Origin of the sequence: Pseudonocardia sp. NPDC049154, assembly GCF_040648315.1 — a bacterium.
Lineage (GTDB): Bacteria > Actinomycetota > Actinomycetes > Mycobacteriales > Pseudonocardiaceae > Pseudonocardia.
This window is the reverse complement of the sequence record NZ_JBEZDN010000136.1, coordinates 1-20,936: the sequence shown is the minus strand read 5'-3', so window position 1 is coordinate 20,936 and position 20,936 is coordinate 1. Positions and strand designations below refer to the sequence as shown.

Genomic DNA, 20,936 nt, shown 5'->3' with positions numbered 1-20,936 from the left:
GCCCGGACCCGGCGCCCCGGGCCCGACCGGCCCGGAGGTCCCGTCGCGCAGCAGACCCGGCGGCGGCCGCCCACCAGCGCCGGACCTCGGCCGCGGCGCGAGCCGCCCTGATCGCCCTGATCGCTCCGACCGCTCCGACCGCTCCGCGAGCGCCCCGCCGCCCGGACGCGCGGGCGGTCCTCCCCCCGGCGCTACCCCGAACAGCACCCCGGCACACCCGGGCCGGTCGGGTCCGGGCGACCGGGACCGTGGCGCACGCCCGACGCAGGGTGCGCCCGGTGGAACCGGTGGGCCCGGTGGAACCGGTGGGCCCGGCCGGGCGGACCGTGCCCCCGACCCGCGTACCGGCGGTGATCCGCAGAGCCCCGGCCGCCCCGGTTCGGGCGACCCCGGGCGCCCCGAGCGTTCCCGCGGCAGCAGATCCGGCGGCGAACCCCGCGAACCCCGCGAACCCCGCGAACCCCGCGAACCCCGCGATCCGCGTGCCGATCCCCGTGCCGATCCCCGGGCCCCCGGCGGTCCCGCCGACCGCTCCGGTGGCCCGCGCCGTCGGCCCGACGGCCCCGGTTCCGGTGGTCCCGGCGGCCCCGACCGCCCCGCACGGGGCGGACCGCGCCAGGGCCGGACCGAGCAGGGACGTCCCGAGCAGGGCCGTCCGGAGCAGGGCCGTCCGGAGCAGGGCGGTCCCGCCCGGCCTCCCGGACCCGGCGCCCCCGGCCGCCCGGGGGGCCCCGGCGGACCGCGGCGGGACGACCGCAGCGCCAGTGCGTCCGCCCGCGGCGGCCCCGGCGCGCCCGCGGCCCCGCCCGGTGCCCCCGGGCGCGTGCCCGACCAGGCTCGCCGCACCCCGTCCGATCCGGGCCGCCCGCCCGGCGGTGCCGGCCGACCCGAGCAGCCCGGCCGGCCCGGTCGGCAAGGGCCGCCCGGCGATCGTCTGTCCGGCACGCGTCGGCCCGAGGGCGCCGCGGCGCACCGCACCCGCGCCACCCCCGACGGGCGCCCGGCCGCCCAGGCCGGCCGGCGTCCCGGCACGCTCCCGCCCGGCGGCAGGCCCACCGACGGCACGACCGGCGCCGACGCCGCCACCGGCACCCGCGCGGGTCCTGACCGCGCCGACTCCGACCGCGGCGGCACCCGCACCGACCCCGACCGCTCCGGCGCCCCGACCCGCGCCGTCGCCCGGACCGGCGGCACCCCGGCCGCGGCCCGGACCACCGGCCTCGACGACCCGGCCGCGACCCGGGTCCCCCGCCGCGTCCCGGCGAGCGAGGCGGCCGCGGACCGTGCCGCACGCCGCCGCACGGAGGCCGGCGACGGCGCCACCCGCACCGGACGGAACGGCGGCGTCAGCGGAACCGGTCGGTCCGGCCGGCGCGGCACGGCCCGCCGGACCCTGCGCGCGGCACTGGCCACCACGGCCGCGTCGACACTGATCCCCGGCACGGGGCACCTGATCCTGCGCCGCCGGCGCACGGGCGGGCTCATCCTCGGCCTGTTCCTGCTGGTCCTGGCGGCCGGCGCGGTCGCGGCCCTGACGATGAGCCGGCGGGCGCTGCTCGAGAACGCGGTGTCGACGACGGTCCTCGCCGTCGGCGCGGTCGTCGCGCTCGTCGTCGCGCTCGGCTGGATCGCCCAGATCGCGCGGACCTACGCCCTGGCCCGCCCGCGGAACATGGGCGCAGGACGGAAGATCCTGGGCACGGCCGTCGCGGCGGTGCTGTGCATGGCCGTCGCCCTGCCGTTCGGCTACGCGGCCGACCTGGCGAACTCGCAGCGCTCCCTGCTCAACGACCTGTTCAGCGGCGGGGCCGGCGGCACCGCGGCCGCGGAGGCGATCAACAAGCCGCGGCTGAACGTGCTGCTGCTGGGCAGCGACGCCGGTCCGGACCGCACCGGCACGCGCACCGACACGATGATGCTGGCCAGCATCGACACGAGGACGGGCCGCACCACGATCTTCGGGCTGCCCCGCAACATCCAGCGCGCCGAGTTCCCGCCGGGGTCGGCGATGGCCGAGAAGTTCCCGAACGGCTTCCACGACCCGGCGAGCCCGCTGTCCGGCGACTACCTGCTCAACGCGGTGTACGCCTACGCGCACAACAACCCGTCGCTCGCCCCCACCGGCCCGACGGACGACATCGGGCTGAACCTCCTGCAGTCGTCGATCTCGTACATGACGGGCCTGCCGATCGACTACTTCCTCGAGGTCAACATGGCGGGCTTCTCGACGATGATCGACGCGGTCGGCGGCGTGACGGTCGACGTCGGCCCGGTGCCGCTGCCGATCAACGGCGTCACCGCCGACGGCCGGCACGTCAAGCCGGACGGCTACATCCAGCCCGGGATCCAGACGTTGGACGGCGAGGAGGCGCTCTGGTTCGCGCGCTCCCGCCGGGACGGCAACGACTACCAGCGGATGAGCCGCCAGCGCTGCCTCATCCAGGCCGTGCTCGACCAGAAGAGCCCCACGGACCTGCTCGCCAACTTCCAGCAGGTGGCGCAGGCGACCAAGGACAACGTCGACACGAACATCCCGCAGGAGGTGCTCCCGGCCCTGGTCTCGCTGGCCGGCGAGGGCTTCACCCTGCAGAGCATCTCGTTCGACCCGAGCCTGCCGGACCCGAACGAGGCCGACGGCAGGTTCGACACCTCGCGCCCGGACGTCGAGTACATGCAGAAGGTCGTGCAGGACGCGATCAACCCGCCGCCCGCCGCAGCGGCCGCGCCCACGACCGCCGCCGCGCCGAGCACGGCCGAGACCCCGGAGACCTCGGGCTCGGACGAGACCGCGGCGGGCACCGCGGCCCCGACCTCGCTCGCCGACTCCTGCGCCGCCGCCGCGGCGCCGACGACCGGCGAGGGCGGGAGCGAGTCGGGCACGGAGAGTGGCGCCGAGGGCGGCTCCGGGGGCAACTGAACCCTGGGACCCCGCCGGGCGCGCCACGCCGGAGGCCCGCCCATTACCCTTTCCTGGCGCGGTCCTGCGACGACGCCCGGGCTGCGGTACACCAGACACCGGTACGAACCGGGCACCGACACGCCCGGATCCACCGAACCGGAGCACCAGAGGGGCAGACGGACGTGAGCAGCACTGGGGAGACCCCCGCCCGCGAGGGCCGCACGAAGGTCGTCGTCGTCGGCGGCGGGTTCGGCGGGGTGCGCGTGGCGAAGGCGTTGGCCCACTCCGACGTCGACGTGACGCTCGTCGACCGGACCAACCACCACCTCTTCCAGCCGTTGCTGTACCAGGTGGCGACGGGGATCCTGTCGCCCGGCCTGATCGCACCGGCGCTGCGCCGGGTGGTGAAGACGCAGGCCAACACCCGCACCCTGCTCGCCGAGGTGTTCGACATCGACGTCCAGGCCAAGGTGGTGCACGCGCTCGCGCCGAACGAGCAGCGCCTGGACCTGCCGTACGACTACCTGGTCGTCGCCGGCGGAGCCACGCACGCCTACTTCGGGCACGACGAGTGGAGCCACTACGCGCCCGGCATGAAGAGCATCGAGGACGCGCGGGCGCTGCGCAGCCAGATCCTCGGCGCCTACGAGCTGGCCGAGGTCGCGACGGACGAGAAGGAACGGGACGCGTACCTGACCTTCGTCGTCGTCGGCGCGGGCCCGACCGGCGTCGAGATCACCGGGCAGCTCGCCGAGCTCGCCCGCTACGTGCTCCCGAAGGAGTACCGGACGATCGACACCCGCTCGGCGAAGATCATCCTGCTCGACGCCGCGCCGTCCGTGCTCCCGCCCTTCGCGCCGAAGCTGCAGCAGTACACCCAGCGCCGGCTCGAGAAGATGGGCGTCGAGGTCCGGCTCAACACCACGGCCACGGACATGGACCACGACGCGATCACGGTGAAGGGCCCGGACGGCGTCGACACCATCACCGCGCGCACCAAGATCTGGGCCGCCGGTGTGCAGGCCTCGCCGCTCGCGGCGATGCTCGCCAAGGTCACCGGCACGGAGACCGACCGGGCCGGGCGTCTCGCCGTCGACCCGGACTGCAGCCTCCCGGGTGCCGAGGGCGTCTACGCCATCGGCGACATGGTCACCACGGTGGACCGGCTGCCCGGCGTCGCGCAGGTGGCGATGCAGCAGGGCACCTACGTCGGCAAGCTGATCGCGAAGCGGGCCAAGGGCGACGACACCACGCCCGCCCCGTTCCACTACTTCGACAAGGGGAACATGGCCACCATCGGCGCCCGCCAGGCGGTCGCCGACGTGCGCGGGTTCAAGATCACCGGCTACCTGGCCTACCTCCTCTGGTGCTACGTGCACGTCATGTTCCTGATCGGCTGGGGCAACCGGCTGGGCACGCTCTACAACTGGGTCCGCTCGCTGCGCTACGCGCGCAACCGCGGCCACCGGCTGATCAGCATGACGGGCGCGCAGGCGGTCGCGAAGCACCACGAAGCCGCGTGACCCGGGCGGCCCGGTCGCAGATCGCCGGGTCGCCACCTACCGTTCGCTCGTGACCCCGTCCATGCAGGTCCTGATGCGCGAGGCCGAGCGCGTGTGGGACGACTTCTGGTCGGCCGTGTACGAGCGGGGCGACGCCGCGGCCGCGGCGGCCCTGCTCGCCCCGGAGGCCGTGCTCGTGGACATGCCCGCGATGACCGGCGGCAACGACCGGGCGGAGATCGAGCGGCACCTCGCGGCCACCGTCACGCCGCACCTGCCGGCCGATCTCGCGCGCCGGCGGATCTCCCGCACGGTCGACACCCGCGGGCTCGTCGACGAGCTGCGGTGGACCTTCACGCACGACCGCGAGCTGCCCTGGTTGCTCCCCGGGGTGCCCCCGACCGGCCGCCCGTTGCGGGTTCTGGCGGTGTCCGTGGTGGCCGTCCGGCAGGGCCGGATCGCCTCCGTCCGGACGCTCTGGGACGACGTCCGGCTGCGCCGCCAGCTCGCCGCGGGCTGACCGTCCGACGCCCGGAACCGGCCGTTCGCGGTTCCGCAACACCGTTATAGACCCTTTCGAGCCTCTGAACTGGGGGTTCCCCGCGTGCCGCCCTCGGCGTTCTGCCACGCTATGGGCCACGCTGTACCAGGAACGACCACCGACGCACCCCCGAGCGGGTGGTCGATGGGAGAGGAGAGGAGCACTCACCATGGCACTGCCCGCACTGACCCCCGAACAGCGCCAGGAGGCGCTCAAGAAGGCCGCGGCGGCCCGTACGGCGCGCAAGGAGCTCCGCGACAAGATCGCGAAGGGCGAGGAGACCATCCCCGCCGTCCTCGACCGGGCCAAGTCCGACCAGATCGTCGGCAAGACCAAGGTCGCGGACCTGCTCAAGAGCCTTCCCGGCTACGGCCCCGCCAAGGTCTCGGCGCTGCTGGAGCGCACCGGCATCGACGCGTCCCGCCGCGCCGCCGGCCTCGGCGAGCGCCAGCGCCAGGCGCTGCTCGACGCGCTCAAGTGAGCCGCCGGGCGTCCTGACGCCCGCGACTCCCCGCACCCGGTCCGGCCTCCCGCCGGGCCGGGTGCGGCGTTCTCTAGGGTGCGGGGCGTGGAACTGATGGTCGACGTCGCCCCGGGCGTGCAGGTGTGGGCCGAGGAGATCCCCGGCCCGACGCCGGAGGCGGAACCGCTGCTGCTGGTGATGGGGGCGAACGCGTCCGGGCTGGGCTGGCCGGACGCGCTGCTGGACCGGCTCGCCGAGCGGCACCGCGTGATCCGCTACGACCACCGCGACACCGGCCGCTCCACGCACGCCTTCGACGAGGCCCCCTACGCGATCCGCGACCTCGCCGCCGACGCCCTCGCCGTGCTCGACGCGTTCGGGGTCGAGCGGGCGCACGTCGTCGGGATGTCGATGGGCGGCACGCTCGTGCAGCTGCTGCTGCTCGACCACCCCGACCGGCTGCTCACCGCGACGGTCCTCTGCACCGCCGCCCTCGGCGCGTACGGCGATCCCGAGCTGCCCGGCCCGGACCCGGCCCTGCTGCGGTTGTGGGGCGAGTTCACGGACGACCGGGACCTCGAGGGCGAGCTGGCGTGGCGGGTCGAGCACTGGCGGCTGCTCAACGGCACCGGCACCCCGTTCGACGCCGAGGGCTTCCGCGCGCTGGAGGAGCGGGTCGTCGCCCACTCCGGGCGGGTGGACAACCCGGCCGCGCACGCCGTCGCCGACACGGACGGGCTGGACCGCGGCGCGGAGCTGGCCGGGGTGACCGTGCCGACGCTCGTGATCGAGGCCCCCGAGGACCCGGTGAACCCGCCGCCGCACGCCGGCCACCTCGCCCGCGCGCTCGGCGCCGGCCGGCTCGTCCGTGTCCAGGGCATGGGACACGCGCTCAACCCGACGGTGGTCGAGCCCGTCGCCGCGGCGATCCTCTCCCAGACCCGCGAGTACGCGCCCCTGTAGCTCAGCGCCCCGGGCGCGCCCAGCTGTACCGCCGCTCCGGCCGCCCGGTGCCGCCGTACCGCAGCCGCACGGTCACGGCGCCGGTGTCGACGAAGTGCTCCAGGTAGCGCCGCGCGCTCACCCGGGACAGCTCGGTCCGCTCCGCGCACTCACTGGCCGACAGGTCGCCGTCGGCCGCGCGCAGCACCCGCTCCACCAGCTCCGCCGTCGGCGCGGTCAGCCCCTTCGGCAGCCGCGCCGCGGCACCGGTCCCGCCGCCCGGTCGGTCGTCGCCGAAGAGCCGGTCGATGTCGGCCTGGCCGGCCCGGTCCAGGCTCGCCAGCCGCCCGCGGATCCGCACCGCCCGCTCCACCTGCTCCTGCAGGGCCCGCGAGTCGAACGGCTTGACCAGGTAGTGCAGCGCGCCGCCGTGCAGGGCGGCGGCGACGGTGGCGCTGTCGTCGGCCGCCGTGATCACCAGGACGGACGGGTCGTCCGGCGCGCCGGTGCGGAGCTCGCCCAGCACGTCGATGCCGGACATGTCCGGCAGGTAGACGTCGAGCAGCACGAGATCGGGCCGCAGCCGCGCGGCCAGGTCCAGCGCCTCGGCGCCGCGGTGGGCCACGCCCACCACCTCGCAGCCGGGGATCCGCGCGACGTAGCCGCTGTGCACCTTGGCCACCATGAAGTCGTCGTCGACGACCAGGACCCTCACGCGCCCACCTCCGCCCGCTCCGGCTGCAGCGGCAGGACGGCGGTGAAGGTGGCGCCCCTGCCGTCCGGGCCCGCCCCGCCGCTCTCCACCGCCACGCGGCCCCCGCGGCGCAGGCACACCTCGCGCACGATCGCGAGCCCCAGCCCGCGCCCGCCGGCCGGACCGGCCTCCGCGGCCTCCGCGGCCTCCGCCGCCTTGGTCGTGAACCCGTGCCGGAACACCTCCTCGGCCAGCTCCGACGCCACCCCGGGGCCGGAGTCCCGGACCCGCACGTGCACCGCGCCCTCCCGCTCGGTCAACCCGATCTCGACCCGGCCGCCCGCCGGGCCGACGGCGTCGAGCGCGTTGTCGACCAGGTTCCCCAGCACGGTGACCAGGTCCGCGCCGAGGCCCGGGTCCGGCTCGGCCGGGTGCAGGTCCGTGTCCTCGGCCAGCCGCAGCCGCACGCCCCGCTCGGTCGCCAGGCTCGCCTTCGCGACCAGCAGCGCCGCCGCGGCCGGCTCCCCCACCCGCGACACGACCTCGCGCCGCCAGCCCTCCGCCGCCGCGACGATCCCGCTGACGAACCGGCGCACCTCGTCGTGCTCGCCGAGCTCCGTCAGCCCGGCGATCGTGTGCAGCCGGTTGGTGAACTCGTGCGCCTGCGCGCGCAGGGTGTCGGTGAGCGTGCGGGAGGCGTCGAGACGGTCCTGCAGCGCGGTCAGCTCCGTCCGGTCCCGCAGCGTGACGACGGCGCCGACCCCGCGCCCGTCGACGTGCACCGGCATCCGGTTCAGCACCAGGACCCGCCCGCCGTGCAGCACCAGCTGGTCCTCCCCCGCCGCGCGCCCGGTGAGGACGTCGCCGAGGCGGGGATCGAGGCCCAGCCCGTCGACCTCGTCGCCGACCTGGGCCGCCGGCAGGCCGAGGAGCTCCCGCGCGGCCGGGTTGAGCAGCGTCACCCGGCCCTCGGGGTCCAGCCCGACCACGCCCTCCTTCACGCCGAGCAGCATGGCCTCGCGCCGCTGCACCAGCTCGACGATCTCGGCGGGCTCCAGCCCCAGGGTCTGCCGGCGCACCCGGCGGGCCAGCAGCAGCGACCCGGCGACGCCCAGCGCCAGCGCCAGCCCGAGCAGCGCCGCGACCTCCCCGCGGGCCGGGGCCAGCGCCTCGACCAGGGTCGGCGCGCGGATGCCGGCGGACACCACGCCCACCACCTGCCCGCCGTCGCCGATCACCGGGACCTCGGCGACGACGGTCCGGTCCGCGGCGCCGGTCCAGGCCCGGCCCGCGAACGCCGTCGACTCGCCCACGTCGACGGGAGTTCCCAGCTCCGCGGGGTCCGGCGAGCTGCGGACGACCCGGTTCGCGTCGACCACCACGATCCGGTCGGCGCCGGAGAGGTTCTCGGCACTGCGCGCGAAGCTGGCCAGGAGGTCGACGTTCCGGTTCACCAGGCCTGCGCGGATCCCGGGCGTGGCCGCGACGTCCTCGGCGACCGACAGCATCCGCCGCCCCTGCGTCTCGCGGAACGCGGCGTCGGACTGCACGGCGGCGAGCGCGGCGACCGCCGCGAGCAGGATGACCACCACCAGCAGCTGCCAGACCAGGAACTGGCGGGCCAGCGGGCGTCGGCGCACGGGGCAAGCGTAGGCGGGCCGCGTCCGTGTACAGAACGACCACAACCACCGTTGCGGACACAAGCGCGACAGCGGGAACCCGGGCCCGCACGATGAGCGCCACAGTCCACTCGACGGGGAGGGATCGACAGCGATGTCCGTCCGGGAGAAACCGACACGCGGCCTGTCCGCCGCGCTGGCGGTACTGGTGGCCGCCGCCGCGGTGCTGCTGGTGCCGCCCGCCGTGGGCGCCCTGACCGGCGGGGGTGACGGCACCCAGCTGCGCGGCCTGCGCGTGCTCGTCCCGAACTCCCCCGGCGGCGGCTACGACGTCACGGCCCGCACCGCGGCCAAGGCCATGGAGGACGCCGGGCTCACCGGCCCGGTCGAGGTGTTCAACCTCCCGGGCGCGGGCGGCACGGTCGGGCTCGGGCGCACCGTCAACGAGAGCGGCAACGACAAGCTCGTCATGTCGATGGGCCTCGGTGTGGTCGGCAGCGTCTACACCAACGACTCGCCCTCCACCCTCGCCGACACCACGCCGATCGGGCGGCTCACGCAGGAGACCGAGATCGTCGTCGTCGCCAAGGACTCGCCGTACACGTCGCTCGGCCAGCTGGTCGACGCGTGGAAGGCGGACCCGGGCGGGGTCCCGGTCGGCGGCGGCTCCTCGCCGGGCGGGCCGGACCACCTGGCCCCGATGCTGATGGCGAAGGCGGCCGGGCTGCCCCCGAAGGACGTCAACTACGTCTCCTACGACGGCGGCGGCGAGCTCCTCGCCGCGGTCCTCGGCGGCAAGGTCGCGTTCGGCGTCTCCGGGCTCGGCGAGTACGCCGACCAGATCGACGCCGGTGAGCTGCGCGTGCTGGCCGTGACGGCGGGCGACCCGGTCCCCGGTGTCGACGCACCGACCCTGAAGCAGGCCGGGCTGGACGTCGAGTTCACGAACTGGCGCGGGGTCGTCGCCCCGCCGGGGCTTTCCGCCGAGGGGCGGGCCGACCTCGAGGCCGCGTTCGACGAGCTGCGGCGCAGCCCGGAGTGGGCGGAGGCGCTGGAGCGTAACGGCTGGACGGACGCCTACCAGCCCGGGCCCGAGTTCGGGGCCTTCCTGGAGAGCGAGAACGAGCGCGTGGCCGGGGTGCTGCGGGAACTGGGGCTGACGTCATGACCGCCGTCGAGGAGAAGACCGCGGCCCCGCCGCGGGAGGAGCGGGGCTGGCTGAAGGAGCACTCCGAGCTCGGGGTGTCGCTGCTGCTGTTCGTCGTCGGCGTGCTCGTCGTGGTGGACACGCTGCTGGAGAGCGGCGCGGGCAGCGACTCCGACCCACTCGGCCCGCGGACCGTCGCGCTGGTCCTCGGCGGGGCGTTGCTCCTGCTGTCGGTGCTGCTGACCGTCGACGTCCTGCGCGGCGGGCACGGCGAGGCCGAGGCCGGCGAGGACATCGACCTGTCGACGCCACCGGACCTGCGCACCGTCGGGATGCTCGCCGGGGTCCTGATCGCGACCGCGGCCCTGATCCCGCTGCTCGGCTGGCCGATCGCCGGCGTCGTCCTCTTCTGGGGGGCCACGTACTCCCTGGGCTCGCGCACCTACCTGCGCGATCTCCTCATCGCCGCCGGTGTGTCGGTGGCGACGTGGGTGATCTTCGACGGCCTCCTGGGCGTCGACCTGCCCGGCGGCCCGCTGATGGGGGTGTTCGGCGCATGATCGAGTCGCTGACCAACCTGATGGGCGGCTTCGGCGCCGCCCTCACCCCGACCAACCTCCTGTTCGCGGCGATCGGGGTGCTGCTGGGCACAGCGATCGGCGTGCTGCCGGGCATCGGCCCGGCCATGGCGGTGGCGCTGCTGCTGCCGGTGACCTACGCGTTCGACCCGACCGGCGCCTTCATCATGTTCGCCGGCATCTACTTCGGCGCGATGTTCGGCGGCTCCACCACCTCGATCCTGCTCAACACCCCGGGCGAGAGCGCGTCGGTGATGGCCGCGCTCGAGGGCAACCCGATGGCCAAGTCCGGGCGGGGCGCGCAGGCGCTCGCCACGGCCGCGATCGGGCACTTCGTCGGCGGCCTGCTCGGCGTGATCGGGCTGGTGCTGCTGGCGCCGCTCGTCGCCTCGGTCGCCGTCGACATCGGCGCGCCGGACTACTTCGCGGTGATGGTGCTCGCGTTCGTCGCCGTGACGTCCGTACTGGGCAGCTCGCGGATCCGCGGGTTCGCCGCGCTGGCCATCGGCCTCACGATCGGCCTGGTCGGGCTCGACCCGCTCACCGGGCAGCCCCGGCTCACGTTCGGCGTGCCGCAGCTGGCCGACGGCATCGACGTCGTCATCGTCGCGGTCGGGCTGTTCGCCGTCGGCGAGGCCCTGTGGGTGGCCGCGCACCTGCGCCGCGGGCAGCAGGAGGTCATCCCGGTGGGGCGGCCGTGGCTGTCCCGCGGCGACGTCAAGCGCGCGTGGAAGCCGTGGCTGCGCGGCCCGTTCATCGGGTTCCCGTTCGGCTCCATCCCGGCAGGCGGCGCGGAGATCCCGACCTTCCTGTCGTACGTCACGGAGCGGCGGCTGTCGAAGCACCGCGACGAGTTCGGGTCCGGCGCCATCGAGGGTGTGGCCGGTCCGGAGTCGGCGGCCAGCGCGTCGTCGGCGGGGACGCTGTCCACGATGCTCACGCTCGGCCTGCCGACGACGGCGATCGCCGCCGTCATGCTCGCCGCGTTCCAGCAGTTCGGGATCCAGCCGGGCCCGCTGCTGTTCCAGACCGAGCCCGATCTGGTGTGGACCCTCATCGCCAGCCTGTTCGTCGGCCTGCTCCTGCTGCTGGTGCTGAACCTGCCGCTCGCGCCGGCCTGGGCGAAGCTGCTGCGGATCCCGCGGCCGTACCTCTACGCGGGCATCCTGTTCTTCGCCTGCATCGGGGCGTACGCGGTCTCCGGGCAGGCCGTGGACCTGCTGGTGCTGCTGGGCATCGGCGCGGTCGGGTTCGTGATGCGGCGCTACGGCCTGCCGGTGCTGCCGGCGATCATCGGCGTGATCCTCGGGCCGGACGCGGAGCTGCAGCTGCGCCGCGCCCTGCAGATCGCCGACGGCGACGTCACGACCCTGGTCTCGACGCCGCTCGCGATCACCGTGTACGCCGTGATCGCGCTGCTCCTGCTGTTCCCGCTGGTGCGCAAGGTCCTTCCGGCCCGGACCGCCCCGCCTGCCGACCCGGACCGGGAGCGCACCCCCGTCTGACCCTGGTCCGTCCGGGCGGTTCCCCGCCGCGCCCGTTCACGCCCGCCCCCGCGATCGCCAGGATTGATCGCCCTGCCCTACGGCGGCGGGCGCAAGCCGCGGACGCTGGTGCCGGGGCGTGCCGACGCCTTCTCCGAGGCCGAGCTGGCGCTGGCCGGGCGCGTGACCCGGCTGGTCGACGGGCTGGAACGGCAGACCCGCGCGTACTCCGCCGCGCTGGCCGGCGTGGGGCCCGACGGCATCGACGCCGTGCGCGCGATCGAGCTCACCCCGCGCGAGCTGGCCGTGCTGGGGCTGCTCGCCGAGGGCGTGACGACGCGGCTCATCGCGCGCCGGCTCGGGGTCGGCGAACGGACGGTCCACAAGCACCTCGAGCGCTGCTACCTCAAGCTCGGCGCGTCGGACCGGATCACCGCGGTGCTCCGGGCGCAGCGCGCGGGACTCGTTCTCGCAGCTCACCCGAGGTCGTGAGTGCCGACTGCCCCGCTAGGGGGCGGCGGGACACACGGGGGACGCGGGGAGCGTATCCCCCCCCCCGCCCGCCCCCCGCACCCCCCCCGGGACCCCCCACCCCCCCCCACCACATGGGACCCGACCCCCCCCCCCCCGCCCGCCCCCCCCCCCCACTCACGGGTCACGCGGGCAGCTTCTCCCCCGCCTCGACGGCCACCGTCAGGGTGTTGCCCTCCGGCGGCAGCGGGCAGGTCGCGAACGCGGTGAAGGCGCAGGGCAGGTTGACGACGCGGTTGAGGTCGACCCGCAGCGTCCCGTCCGGGCCCGGCTCGTCGACCCGCAGGATGCGGCCGCCCCCGTAGGTGGTGTCGCCCGAGGTGGCGTCGCGGAAGTGCAGGGACAGGCCGGCGTCCTTGCCCGCCAGCGCGACCAGCTCCTGCGGGGTGCCGTCGAGCGTGAACCGGACGGTGCCCACGGCGGTCGGGAAGTGGTTCAGCCCCTCGACCACCGCGCCGACCGTGATCCGGCGCGGCTCGGCGTAGGGCTCGAAGCGGGCGTCGACCACCCAGCGCTCGTCGACGGGGAAGGCCGGGACGCCGGAGAAGCCGGTGCGGGTGGGGGCCTGCGGGTCGCGCACCCGCAGGGCATAGGTGTCGGTGCGCCGGGCCACCTCGATCTTCCGCTCGCCCGCGGTCACCAGGGCGCCGGGCAGGCCGTCCCGCGGCTCGAGCCGGACGGTGCCGTCGACCGGCGCGCCCCGCGCCACGAGCCCGTCGGCGGCCGTGGCGGTCAGCTCCACGCCGCCGTCGCCGGTCGCGCGCCAGGTGCCGGGGACGCCGTCGAACGTCGTGGGCGTCTCGGTGATCCACTCCAGCGCGGTGAGGCTGAGCCAGCCGTGCGGCGCGCGGAGCTCCTCCTCCCGCGCGGCGTGCCAGGTGTCCCAGTCCTGCTGCAGGGTGCTCTCCGTCGTCGTCACCTCCGGTCGAACGCCCCACCGCCCGACCGCATTTCGTCGCCGCGACGATTCCCGCTGGGTGGATCTCCCGCTCCGCCGATCGGCCCGATTGTCCGGACCGGTTCGCGATGTGGGAGGCCGTTTGACCCGGCCGGGCCGCGTCTGGTGGGCTCGGCCCGTGGCCACGATCCTGCTGACGCGCCGGCGTCACGTCGACCACAAGCGCGTGCACTCCTGCGCCTGTCGCTGACCCGCCTCCCCGCGCGTCCGACATCCCCTTTCTCCCTGCAGGAGCACAGCTGTGTCTTCTTCCCCCGACTCCCCCGCCGAGCCGCTGAAGTTCGCCTACTGGGTGCCCAACGTCAGCGGCGGCCTCGTCACCAGCACGATCGAGCAGCGCACCGACTGGGGCTACGAGTACAACAGGACGCTCGCGCGGACCGCGGAGGACAACGGCTTCGAGTACGCCCTGTCCCAGGTCCGGTACATGGCGTCGTACGGCGCCGACCACCAGCACGAGTCCACGAGCTTCTCGCTCGCCCTGCTGCTCGCCACCGAGCGGCTCAAGGTCATCGCCGCCGTGCACCCGGGGCTCTGGCACCCGGGCGTGCTGGCCAAGTGGGTCGCCACGGCCGACCACCTCTCCGGCGGCCGCGTCGCGGTCAACGTCGTGAGCGGCTGGTTCAAGGACGAGTTCACCTCGCTCGGCGAGCCGTGGCTGGAGCACGACGAGCGCTACCGCCGGTCCGAGGAGTTCATCCGCGCGCTGCGCGAGATCTGGACCAGCGACCACGCCGAGCTGCGCGGCGACTTCTACCGGATCCACGACTTCGACCTGAAGCCCAAGCCGGTCGAGGTGCCGGGCCGGGCGCACCCGGAGATCTTCCAGGGCGGCAACTCCACCGCCGCCCGCCGCAACGGCGGCCGCGTCTCGGACTGGTACTTCTCCAACGGCAAGGACTACGACGGGTTCACCGAGCAGGTGCACGAGGTGCGCGGGCACGCCCGCGACGCCGGCCGGCCGGAGACCGGCCCGGGCGCGGTCCGGTTCGGGCTCAACGGCTTCCTCATCGCCCGCGACACCGAGCGCGAGGCGCGCGAGCAGCTGCGCGAGATCGTCGCGAAGGCCAACGTCGAGGCCGTCGAGGGTTTCCGGTCCTCGGTGCAGCAGGCCGGCGCCTCCACCGGTGACAAGCGCGGCATGTGGGCGGACTCGACCTTCGAGGACCTCGTCCAGTACAACGACGGCTTCCGCACCCAGCTCATCGGCACGCCGGAGCAGATCGCCGACCGCGCGATCGAGTACAAGCGGCGCGGCGCGAACCTGCTGCTCCTGGGCTTCCTGCACTTCCAGGAGGAGATCGAGTACTTCGGGCGGCACGTGCTCCCGATCGTGCGGGAGAAGGAGGCGGAGCTCGCCGCCCGCGAGCCCGCCCTCGTCGCGGGCTCCTGATCCCGTGCCGCGCCGTCACCGGCGCGGGGCGGTCCGGGCGGAGGCGGGGCCGGCGCACAGCTGGCTGACCCGCCGCCGCCACATCGACCTCGCCCGCGTCGTCACCCAGTCCTGTCCGGGTCACCCCGATCGCACGAGGGAACCATAACGCGATCTCCAGCCCGATTCTTATGCATGAGGGAACCATAATGCGATTTCGGGGCACGAATTCGCGCGTTCTGGATCCATGACGCGATCCTCCGCTGATCCTCCCGCGTGCCGGCGGCCCGCGTTCCGGTGCCCGCCCGCTGCGGTCGTCGGTGCACCGTCCCGGCCGCCGCATGCCCCGCACCCGCGGGTCGCCGCTGCACGCACCCCGACCCCTACCGACAGGACCTGACATGACCACGCTCGAGAACCGTCCCGACACCCGGTTCACCACGACCCCCGGCACGCCCGACGAGTGGCTCGCCCGCGCCCGCGAGGTGCGCACGATCCTCGCCGAGGGCGCCGCCGCCCGCGACCGTGCCGGCGAGACCCCGTACGCCGAGGTCCAGCTGCTCAAGGACGCCGGCCTCGTCACCCTGCTCGGCCCGGTCGAGCACGGGGGCGGCGGCCAGGAGTGGCCGCTCGCCTACCGGGTGATCCGCGAGGTCGCCGCCGGCGACGGCTCGATCGGCCAGCTGCTCGGCTACCACCTGCTGTGGTTCTGGGCCGCCCGGCTCGTCGGCACCCGCGAGCAGATCGAGGCCGTCGAGGCCGAGGCCACCCGCCACCGCTGGTTCTTCGGCGGCGCGGTGAACCCGCGCGACGAGGACGTCGTGATCCGCGACGCCGGCGACCACATCGTCTACAACGGCCGCAAGTCCTTCTCCACGGGCAGCAGGGTCTCCGACGTCACGGTGCTGGAGGGCGTGCTCGACGGCACCGACACCCACATCTTCGCGATCGTGCCGAGCCAGCAGCCCGGCATCACCTTCCACGACGACTGGGACAACATCGGCCAGCGGCTCACGGAGAGCGGCAGCGTCACGATCTCCGAGGTCCAGGTGCCCTGGGAGCAGGCCGCGGGCTTCCGCGACAAGGCCTTCGAACCGCGGGTCTACAACACGCTCAACGTCCCGACGATCCAGCTGGTGTTCGTGAGCTTCTACCTGGGCATCGCGCGCGGCGCCCTGGAGGAGGCCGCGGAGTACACCCGCACCCGGACCCGGCCGTGGCTGCACGGCGGGCAGGAGCGGGCCGTCGACGAGCCGTACCAGCTCGACCTGTACGGCGACCTGGCGTCGAAGCTCTGGGCCGTCGAGGCGCTGGCCGACCGGGTCGCGGAGGAGGGCCTCGCCATCCACCGCAACGCCTGGGAGGTCACGCCGCAGGAGCGCGGCGAGCACGAGGTCCGGGTGGCGGCCGTCAAGGCGCGGGCCACGGACGTCGCGCTCGAGGTGACCAGCCGGGTGTTCGAGGGCCTGGGCGCCCGGGCCACCGCGTCCGAACTCGGCTTCGACCGGTTCTGGCGCAACGTCCGCACCCACACCCTGCACGACCCCGTCGCCTACAAGCGGCGCGAGGTGGGCGCGTTCCTGCTGCGCGACGAGCTGCCCGAACCGACCTGGTACAGCTGACCCCGGATGAGCGAACGGCGCTCTCGTTCACATGTAGTGAGCGAGAGCGCCGTTCACCTCACGATGCAGCCGGCTCAGCCGACGCGTTCGCGGTCGTTCTCGGGCAGGCCGGCGCGGCGTTCGGGGTGCGGGGCGCGCAGCCGCGGGAGGAACCGGCCGGTGCGGGCGAGGTAGTTCGCGTACTCCTCGCCCAAGGCCTGGGTGAGGCCCGGCTCGCGGACCGCGCGGGCCTGGATCTGCACGGCCACCACGATCAGCAGGGTGGCCAGCACGCCGAGCATGGTGGGCGCCATGACCAGCCCGCCGGCGGTGGCGACCACCATGCCGGTGAACGCGGGGTTGCGGACGCGCGCGTAGAAGCCGCTGCTGGTCAGGGCCAGGTTCTGGCCGCGGCGGCGGGCGGTGCCCATCTGGACCAGCGACGCCAGCACCACGGCCACGCCGAGGAGCAGCAGCCCGACCCCGACCACCACCCAGCCCGGCGAGCTGAACACGGCGATCGGCTCGATGACGTCGAACGCGACGAGCAGCGGGGCGACCAGGCCGAGCAGCAGCGCGACCGCGAACAGCGCCTGCGACCACCAGGCGGGCGATCCGGGCCCCGTCCGCATCGGCGAGCGGCGGGCTCCGGCACGGGCCCAACGGCGCCCGACGCCGACCAGCACGCAGGCGACGACCCCGAGGCCGACGGCGAGCCAGGCGGCGAGGTTGTGGTCGAGCGTCGCGGAGACGACCTCCCAGGCTCCGCGCCCGGTGAGCTGGCCGATCGCGTCGACCAGCAGCACCACCCCGAACACGACGAACCCGGCCGCGGCGCCGTAGCGGATCGTCCGCTCGGGCAGGCGCTTGCCGAGCTGCCGGCCGACGACGATCGCCAGCGCGTCGGCCGCGACCATGCCGAGCGTCGACCCCAGCCACACGCCGAACCAGCCGTGCTGGGTGGCCAGCGTGATCGTGGCCAGCATCGTCTTGTCGCCCAGCTCGGCCAGGAAGAACGCCACCGACGCCGCGACCACCGCGGACCGCGCCGTGCGGTTGACCTTCTCCTGCTCGTCCTCGGAGAGCGAGTCGCCCTTGAGCGTCCAGGCGCCGAACCCGAGGAACGCGACCGCCGCGGCCAGCGCGATCCAGCCGGTCGGGATGGTGGCGCCGAGGCCGTGGCCGACGGCGACGGACACGAGATGGACGACCGACGTGGCGATCGTGATGCCGAGCAGGACGGGCCAGGTCTTGTAACGGGTCGCGAACGTCAGCGCCATGAGCTGCGACTTGTCGCCGAGCTCGGCCACGAAGATCACGCCGAAACTGATCAGGAACGCCGCGAGCACGTCCTGCATGACCACACAACCCCTCGATCTCGGGCCGGATCGAGGGAACGGGGCCTCTTCGATCCGACGTGAACCGGATCGAAGGTCTCGCTCGCCTGGTGGTGGTCAGGCCCCGCAGCCGGGCGATGTGGATCGCCAGTATGTCGACCGCGGCGTTGAGAGCTACTCCCCTTCGCTGCGGCCGAACCTACCTCATCGATCCAGTCCGCTCGACACCCGGTTGCGGGCCCGTGAGGTAGTTCACTCGGGTTCTCGACGGGCGCACAGTGTCGTACGTTCGTTCAGATAGTTCTCGAGTGGACGCGGAGGAACCATGCCCGAGGCCGTCATCGTCGACGCGGTGCGCACCCCGATCGGGAAGCGCAACGGCTCGCTCGCCGACGTCCATCCCGCCGACCTGTCGGGGTACGTCCTGCGGGCGCTGCAGCAGCGCACCGGCATCGACCCCGAGTTGATCGACGACGTCGTCTGGGGCTGCGTGAACCAGGTCGGCGACCAGGCGGCGCAGATCGGCCGGTACGCCGTGCTCGCCGCCGGCTGGCCGGAGACCGTCCCCGGCGTCACGATCAACCGGGCCTGCGGGTCCAGCCAGTCCTCCTTCGACTTCGCCGCGGGCATGGTCATCGCCGGCCAGTACGACGTCGTCGTGGCCGGTGGCGTCGAGACCATGACCCGGGTGCCCCTCGGCGCGGGGCGCGACCTCGGCCGCCCGTTCGGTCCGCTGGTGCGCGAGCGCTACGCGGCCGACCTGACCAGCGGCGAGTTCCCGAACGAGGACTTCAACCAGGGCATCGGCGCCGAGCGGATCGCGAAGAAGTGGGGCTTCTCCCGGCAGCGCCTCGACGAGTACTCGTCGCGCAGCCACGAGCTCGCCGCCGCCGCGATCGACGCGGGCGCCTTCGACGGCCAGCTCGTGAGGGTCCCCGGCAAGGACGGGTTCACCGCCGACGAGGGTCTGCGCCGCGGCACCACCGCCGAGAAGCTGGCGAAGCTCAAGCCCTCCTTCCGCGAGGACGGGGTGATCCACGCGGGCAACGCCTCGCAGATCTCCGACGGCGCGTCGGCCACCCTGATCACCACCCCGGAGAAGGCCAAGGAGCTCGGGCTCACCCCGATCGCGCGCTACCACTCCGGCGCGGTCTCCGGCGCCGACCCGCTGATGATGCTGACCGGACCGATCCCGGCGACCCAGAAGGTGCTCAAGAAGAGCGGCCTGTCGATCTCGGACATCGGCGCGTTCGAGGTCAACGAGGCCTTCGCCCCGGTGCCGCTGGCCTGGCAGGCCGAGCTGGGTGCGGACGACAAGGTGCTCAACCCGCTCGGCGGCGCCATCGCCGTCGGCCACCCGCTGGGCGCCTCCGGCACGATCCTCATGACCCGCCTGCTGCACCACATGCGGGACAAGTCGATCCGCTACGGCCTGCAGACCATGTGCGAGGGCGGCGGCACCGCCAACGCCACCATCGTCGAGCTGCTCTGACCGGGTCCCGGTGGGGGTCCCACGGGGCCCCTTACCGGAAACGATGCCGTACTGCACGGCCTTTCCCAGGGCGAGCACAGGCAGATCTCAGCTTCGGGGCGCACAGTCTGTGGCATGACCGACGAGCAGCGGGGTCACTCCCGGCCCGATGGGGACGTTGCGCACAGCACCGACAGCACCGTGAGCACCTCCGCCGGGGACGCCCCGACCCAGCAGACCGACCCGACCCGCTCCTACGGCTCGCCGTACGCCTACGGCCGCGGCTCCGTCTACGGCACGCCCGGCTACGCCCAGACCAGCGGGCACGGCGGCGCCGACCAGGGCACCCGCCCCTACGGCAGCCCCGCCTACGGCCCGTACGCCCAGCAGGGCCCCACCGATCCGCAGGCCGCGTCGGCGGGCGGGCCGAACGACCCGCCCCCCGGCGGGAACACCTCCGTCGTGCACGACGACGGCCACCGCAGGCACTCCCGTCCCTGGGTGGGCATCGTCGCGGCCGCGCTCATCGCCGGCGTCGTCGGCGGCGGCGCCGGCTTCGGCGGCGCCTACGCCCTGCTGGACCGGGGCGGCTCCGCGACCGGGGTCACCCTCTCCGGCCAGCCGGCGTCGAACGCGTCGTCGGTGCAGACGAACGGCACCGTCCAGGCCGCCGCGGCGAAGGCCAGCCCCAGTACGGTCGACATCCGCGTGACCACGGGCCAGGGCACCGCCGAGGGCTCCGGCGTGATCCTCACCTCGGACGGCGACGTCCTCACCAACAACCACGTCGTCTCGGGCTCGACCGGACAGATCCAGGTCACGCTGAACGACGGCTCGCAGCACTCCGCCTCGATCGTCGGCACCTCGCCGAGCTACGACCTCGCCGTCATCAAGCTCGACGGCGTGTCCGGGCTGACCGCGGCCGAGCTCGGCCGCACCACCGACGTCGCAGTCGGCCAGCAGGTCGTCGCGATCGGGTCGCCGCAGGGCCTCGAGGGCACCGTCACGACCGGCATCGTCAGCGCCCTCAACCGCACGGTCCAGGTGCAGGGCGAGGACGGCTCCGGCGTCGTCTACAACGGCCTGCAGACGGACGCCCCGATCAACCAGGGCAACTCCGGCGGCCCGCTGGTGAACCTCGACGGCCAGGTGGTCGGCATCAACTCCGCGATCGCGACCGCGGGGCAGAGCAGCGGCAGCGTCGGCCTCGGCTTCGCGATCCCGGTCGACCAGGCCCGCCGGGTGGCGCAGGAGATCATCGACTCGGGCAGCGCCACCAAGCCCGTGCTCGGCGTGCAGGGCAGCACCCGCTCGTCGGGCGCGGAGAACGGCGCGACCGTCGCGGCGGTGACGGACGGCGGCCCGGCGGCGGCGGCCGGGCTCAAGGCCGGTGACGTCGTCACCAAGGTCGGCGACTCGACGGTCAGCGACTTCTCCGACCTCGTCGCCCGGATCGGCTCCTACGCCCCGGGCGACAAGGTCACGCTCACGGTCGGCACCGGGTCCGCGGCCCGCACGGTCGACGTGACACTCGGCAGCACCAAGGACACCGGCGCCACCACCAGCAGCGGCGGCACCAGCCAGGGCGGCGGCAGCAGCAACCCGTTCGGGCAGCTCAACCCGTTCGGGGGCAGCTCGCCGTTCGGCGGCGACAGCGGCGGCGGCAGCGGGAACGGCGGCGGCTGAGCACCCGGATCACGAGACCCCGGCCGCACGGGCGGCCGGACCGGCGCGGGGGGGGGGGGGGGGGGGCGGCCCCCCCCCGCCCCCCCCCGCCCCGGCCCACCCACGCCCCCC

17 protein-coding genes are annotated in these 20,936 nt (G+C 74.6%); 13 read left to right on the top strand and 4 right to left on the bottom strand.

The window, feature by feature from the left end:
• Positions 1–823: 823 nt before the first annotated feature.
• The 5 genes from AB0B41_RS36935 to AB0B41_RS36915 all read left to right on the top strand — a co-directional run bounded on the left by AB0B41_RS36935 (position 824) and on the right by AB0B41_RS36915 (position 6,368).
• Entirely contained in the window at positions 824–2,917 is a 2,094-nt protein-coding gene (locus AB0B41_RS36935; RefSeq protein WP_358211686.1) for an LCP family protein, read from the top strand.
• A gap of 164 nt (positions 2,918–3,081) precedes the next feature.
• Positions 3,082–4,422, top strand: a complete 1,341-nt coding sequence (locus AB0B41_RS36930) for an NAD(P)/FAD-dependent oxidoreductase (RefSeq protein WP_358211685.1) — start codon at positions 3,082–3,084, stop codon at positions 4,420–4,422.
• A 49-nt stretch (positions 4,423–4,471) separates the two neighbouring features.
• The gene (locus AB0B41_RS36925; RefSeq protein ID WP_358211684.1) at positions 4,472–4,921 is read left to right on the top strand and encodes a nuclear transport factor 2 family protein; all 450 of its coding nucleotides are present in this window, start codon (positions 4,472–4,474) and stop codon (positions 4,919–4,921) included.
• Positions 4,922–5,111: 190 nt separating this feature from the next.
• Positions 5,112–5,423 carry an integration host factor, actinobacterial type gene (gene mihF / locus AB0B41_RS36920; RefSeq protein ID WP_037049162.1) on the top strand — a complete coding sequence of 104 codons (312 nt, stop codon included), beginning with the start codon at positions 5,112–5,114 and terminating at the stop codon, positions 5,421–5,423.
• A gap of 96 nt (positions 5,424–5,519) precedes the next feature.
• Positions 5,520–6,368, top strand: a complete 849-nt coding sequence (locus AB0B41_RS36915; protein WP_358211687.1) for an alpha/beta hydrolase — start codon at positions 5,520–5,522, stop codon at positions 6,366–6,368.
• A 1-nt stretch (position 6,369) separates the two neighbouring features.
• Here AB0B41_RS36915 and AB0B41_RS36910 read toward each other — a convergent pair whose 3' ends face one another.
• Complete coding sequence (locus AB0B41_RS36910; RefSeq protein WP_358211683.1) at positions 6,370–7,062, bottom strand: response regulator; 693 nt, start codon at positions 7,060–7,062, stop codon at positions 6,370–6,372.
• Positions 7,059–8,681, bottom strand: coding sequence for an ATP-binding protein (locus AB0B41_RS36905; protein WP_358211682.1), 1,623 nt, complete (start codon positions 8,679–8,681; stop codon positions 7,059–7,061). The genes AB0B41_RS36910 and AB0B41_RS36905 overlap by 4 nt, the downstream gene beginning before the upstream one ends.
• A gap of 133 nt (positions 8,682–8,814) precedes the next feature.
• Here AB0B41_RS36905 and AB0B41_RS36900 point away from each other — a divergent pair, with 133 nt between their 5' ends.
• From AB0B41_RS36900 to AB0B41_RS36885, 4 genes are all read left to right on the top strand, one after another.
• Positions 8,815–9,828: a tripartite tricarboxylate transporter substrate binding protein gene (locus AB0B41_RS36900; protein ID WP_358211681.1), complete on the top strand. Its 1,014-nt coding sequence runs from the start codon at positions 8,815–8,817 to the stop codon at positions 9,826–9,828.
• A complete protein-coding gene (locus AB0B41_RS36895) occupies positions 9,825–10,367 on the top strand; it encodes a tripartite tricarboxylate transporter TctB family protein (protein ID WP_358211680.1) in 543 nt (180 codons plus the stop codon). The genes AB0B41_RS36900 and AB0B41_RS36895 overlap by 4 nt, the downstream gene beginning before the upstream one ends.
• A complete protein-coding gene (locus AB0B41_RS36890; RefSeq protein ID WP_358211679.1) occupies positions 10,364–11,890 on the top strand; it encodes a tripartite tricarboxylate transporter permease in 1,527 nt (508 codons plus the stop codon). The genes AB0B41_RS36895 and AB0B41_RS36890 overlap by 4 nt, the downstream gene beginning before the upstream one ends.
• Positions 11,891–11,953: 63 nt before the next feature.
• Entirely contained in the window at positions 11,954–12,361 is a 408-nt protein-coding gene (locus AB0B41_RS36885; protein ID WP_358211678.1) for a LuxR C-terminal-related transcriptional regulator, read from the top strand.
• A 163-nt stretch (positions 12,362–12,524) separates the two neighbouring features.
• Here the strand turns inward: AB0B41_RS36885 and AB0B41_RS36880 are convergent, their stop codons facing one another.
• Entirely contained in the window at positions 12,525–13,319 is a 795-nt protein-coding gene (locus AB0B41_RS36880) for a DUF1684 domain-containing protein (RefSeq protein ID WP_358211677.1), read from the bottom strand.
• A 280-nt stretch (positions 13,320–13,599) separates the two neighbouring features.
• Between AB0B41_RS36880 and sfnG the strand changes: the two genes are divergently transcribed.
• Positions 13,600–14,751 (top strand): dimethylsulfone monooxygenase SfnG, encoded by a 1,152-nt coding sequence (gene sfnG, locus AB0B41_RS36875; protein ID WP_358211676.1) that lies wholly within the window; start codon positions 13,600–13,602, stop codon positions 14,749–14,751.
• Between the two features lie 380 nt (positions 14,752–15,131).
• Positions 15,132–16,352: an acyl-CoA dehydrogenase family protein gene (locus AB0B41_RS36870; RefSeq protein WP_358211675.1), complete on the top strand. Its 1,221-nt coding sequence runs from the start codon at positions 15,132–15,134 to the stop codon at positions 16,350–16,352.
• A gap of 74 nt (positions 16,353–16,426) precedes the next feature.
• Here AB0B41_RS36870 and AB0B41_RS36865 read toward each other — a convergent pair whose 3' ends face one another.
• A complete protein-coding gene (locus AB0B41_RS36865) occupies positions 16,427–17,689 on the bottom strand; it encodes a TMEM165/GDT1 family protein (protein WP_358211674.1) in 1,263 nt (420 codons plus the stop codon).
• Positions 17,690–17,993: 304 nt separating this feature from the next.
• On the opposite strand from AB0B41_RS36865, the gene AB0B41_RS36860 reads away from it, so the two are divergent.
• On the top strand, positions 17,994–19,160 hold the full coding sequence (locus tag AB0B41_RS36860) for a thiolase family protein (RefSeq protein WP_358211673.1): 1,167 nt from the start codon (positions 17,994–17,996) through the stop codon (positions 19,158–19,160).
• A gap of 180 nt (positions 19,161–19,340) precedes the next feature.
• The gene (locus AB0B41_RS36855) at positions 19,341–20,825 is read left to right on the top strand and encodes a trypsin-like peptidase domain-containing protein (protein ID WP_358211672.1); all 1,485 of its coding nucleotides are present in this window, start codon (positions 19,341–19,343) and stop codon (positions 20,823–20,825) included.
• The last annotated feature ends 111 nt before the right edge of the window (positions 20,826–20,936 follow it).